Source organism: Ruminococcus callidus ATCC 27760, from assembly GCF_000468015.1.
GTDB classification, from domain to species: domain Bacteria; phylum Bacillota; class Clostridia; order Oscillospirales; family Ruminococcaceae; genus Ruminococcus_C; species Ruminococcus_C callidus.
On the sequence record NZ_KI260309.1, the window covers coordinates 1 to 3,068 of the forward strand.

2 protein-coding genes are annotated in these 3,068 nt (G+C 55.1%); both read left to right on the forward strand.

Annotation, left to right across the window (positions count from 1 at the left end; all coding sequences use genetic code 11):
* Positions 1–193 precede the first annotated feature (193 nt).
* The gene (locus RUMCAL_RS02225; RefSeq protein WP_021680826.1) at positions 194–1,729 is read left to right on the forward strand and encodes a YifB family Mg chelatase-like AAA ATPase; all 1,536 of its coding nucleotides are present in this window, start codon (positions 194–196) and stop codon (positions 1,727–1,729) included.
* Positions 1,730–1,758: 29 nt separating this feature from the next.
* Positions 1,759–2,925 (forward strand): FtsW/RodA/SpoVE family cell cycle protein, encoded by a 1,167-nt coding sequence (locus RUMCAL_RS02230; protein ID WP_084194312.1) that lies wholly within the window; start codon positions 1,759–1,761, stop codon positions 2,923–2,925.
* The last annotated feature ends 143 nt before the right edge of the window (positions 2,926–3,068 follow it).

Below are 3,068 nucleotides of genomic sequence, written 5' to 3' on the forward strand. Positions count from 1 at the left end.
ACCTTACGCACAAGCTTTGTGCGGTGTTGCCCAAAATCTTTCTTGCAGATTGTCTTTACATTTTTTGTGAATCATGCTATACTGATAGAGGCAGCACCGCACCAGTTCCGCATGCCGGTTTTGCACGGTGCTGCCGGAAGAACTGTTCCGCCGCAATGACGGGACAGCATTTGAAAAAACGAGGTGAACCCTTTTGTTTACCCAACTGAAAAGTTTAGGACTGTTCGGGCTGAATGCCTTTTCTGTAGATGTAGAAGTCAGCATGAACCGCGGCAAACCGCAAATGGAAATTGTCGGTCTGCCGGATACCTCAGTGCGGGAGAGTCGGGAACGAATCCGTTCGGCTCTGTCCAGCTTGTCCATTGCCCTTCCTGCCCGCCTGATCACAGTGAATCTGGCTCCGGCGGACGTGAAGAAAATCGGCACCATGCACGATCTGGCGATTCTGCTGGGGATTCTGGTGTGCATGGAACGGATTCCGGCACAGCCCGCCAGCCGCTGTTTTATCGGGGAAGTTTCCCTGTCCGGACTGGTGCGTTCTGTCAGCGGTGTGCTGCCTATGGCACTGCTTGCCGCCCAGAACGGCGTGACGGAATTGTATGTGCCGGCGGAGAATGCTTCTGAAGCTTCCGCGGCAGGAATACCGGTGTACGGTGTGCACAGCGTGGGAGAACTGATTGCCCACCTGAACGAGGACACTGGTCCGGCAATTCGTCCGCAGGAACCCTATACGCCCCAGCCGGAGGAGTACGAGGAAATGCTGGACTTTGCCGATGTCAAGGGACAGCAGAATGCAAAGTACGCCTTGGAAATTGCCGCAGCAGGCGGGCACAATGCCCTGATGATCGGCAGCCCCGGCAGCGGCAAGAGCATGCTTGCCAAGCGGATCCCGTCGATCCTGCCGGCAATGACTACCGCGGAGTCCATGGAAACCACGCAGATCTATTCCATTGCCGGCTTGCTGGACGGCAAACACCCGCTGATGACACGCCGCCCGTTCCGTTCGCCGCACCACACCATTTCCGGAGCCGGTCTGGTGGGCGGCGGGACAGTGCCCCGTCCGGGGGAGATTTCCCTTGCCCATAACGGACTGCTGTTTCTGGACGAACTGGCAGAGTTCGACCATCGGACACTGGAGATCATGCGGCAGCCGCTGGAGGATCGCAAAGTTACCATCACCCGTGCGGCGGGAACGGTTTCCTATCCCTGTTCGTTTATGCTGGTGGGAGCCATGAACCCCTGTCCCTGCGGCTACTACGGGCACCCGAAGCGGAAGTGTACCTGTTCCGAACGGCAGGTGCGGCAGTATCTGAACCGCATTTCCGGTCCGCTGCTGGATCGGTTTGATCTGCATATTGAAGTAGAGCCGGTGTCGTTCGATTCTCTCTCTGCAAAGGCAAAGGCGGAATCGTCGGCGGCGATCCGGCAGCGGGTGCAGACGGCTCGGGAACTACAGAACCAGCGGTTTGCCGGAACGGGCATTTTCTGCAACGCAGCGATTCCGGCAGGCATGCTACAGGACTTTTGTCCCATGGACGATGCCGCAACGGCACTGCTCCGTGCTGTGTTCGATAAGCTGGGGCTGAGTGCCCGTGCCTATGACCGGATTCTGAAAGTTGCCAGAACCATTGCCGATCTGGACGGCAGCGAGATCATTCGGAAACAGCACATTGCCGCAGCCGCCCAGTTCCGCAGTCTGGATCGGAAATACTGGGGCACTAACGGCTGATAGATATTGCCTGAAAGAAAGGACATTTCATGAACCGATCATACAAATCCAACAAACGTGAAAAACCAGTAAGCCCGCTGATGGTCTACTGGCGGCGGCTGGACAAGCCGCTGATTCTGGCAGCACTGCTCTGTTCTGTGCTGAGCATTATCCTGCTGTACTCGATCTGGCAGAATCACATTATCAGTTCTGTGGGCTCCAGCTATTACCGGACGCAGCTGCTCTCCTGCGGACTGGGTTTGGCTTGCCTGCTGGTGCTCTCGGCGATCGATTACCACAAACTCGTCCGGCTCTGGTTCCTGTATGCTCCGGTGGCACTGGTGCTGACGCTGCTGACCTTTACGGCGTTGGGACACAAGCGTGCCGGTGCCGATGACCAGGCGTGGCTGAATCTGGGCTTTATCCAGTTCCAGCCCTCGGAAGTGCTGAAGCTGGCGTTTATCCTGACATTTTCCCTGCACCTTGCCAAAGATGAGAGCAACATGAACAAGCCCCTGCACATGCTGCTGCTGTGTGTTCACGGAGCGATCCCCACGGGGCTGATCGCCTTGCAGGGGGACTATGGTACGGCGATCGTGTTTGCGGTGGTTTTTCTGGGTATGCTCTTTGCGGCGAAGATCTCATGGAAATATGTGCTGGCATTTCTCATTGCCATTCCGCTGGCACTGGTCGCTGCGTGGAATTTCATATTGGGGGACACTCATAAAAAACGAATTCTGGTGCTGCTGCACCCCGGCACAGATCCGGAGAATATCGAGTATCAGCAGGACCGTGGTCTGGAAGCCCTGTCCAACGGAAAAATTTTCGGCGTGGGGCTGCATGCCGGCAAGGAAAACTATGTTTCTGTTCCGGAAATTCACAATGACTTTATGTTTGCACAGGTGGGGCAGGCACTGGGATTTGTCGGTGCAGTTGCTGTGGTGCTGGTACTGATATTCCTCTGTCTGAAAGTGCTCTATGACGGCTTCAACACCAAGGACAAAATGGGCATGTTCCTTTGTACCGGTGTGTTCTGTATGCTGTTTATCCACTGTGTCATGAATATCGGCATGGTGCTGAAGGTGGCTCCGGTTATCGGTGTGCCGCTGCCCTTTATCAGTGCCGGCGGTACGGCAACTGTGAGCATGTACGTTGCACTGGGGCTTGTGGTCAGTGCCTACGGACACAACGAGAAAAAGTATCGGGTATTTGAATGAGAACTTTTACCAGAATCGTTGCATCTGTTCCGCAGAAATGTCCTTGAAAAATTCCTTTTTTTGTAATATGATGTGATAGGAGCCTGTTTTCAAAAGGAAAGCAGGCTCCTATAGGCAATACCGCACAAAGAGCGTCTGGCGAC

Bases quoted from the DNA above. Each gene is read 5' to 3' on its own strand.
- RUMCAL_RS02230 (WP_084194312.1), top strand. From the start codon at position 1,759: ATGAACCGATCATACAAATCCAACAAACGTGAAAAACCAGTAAGCCCG.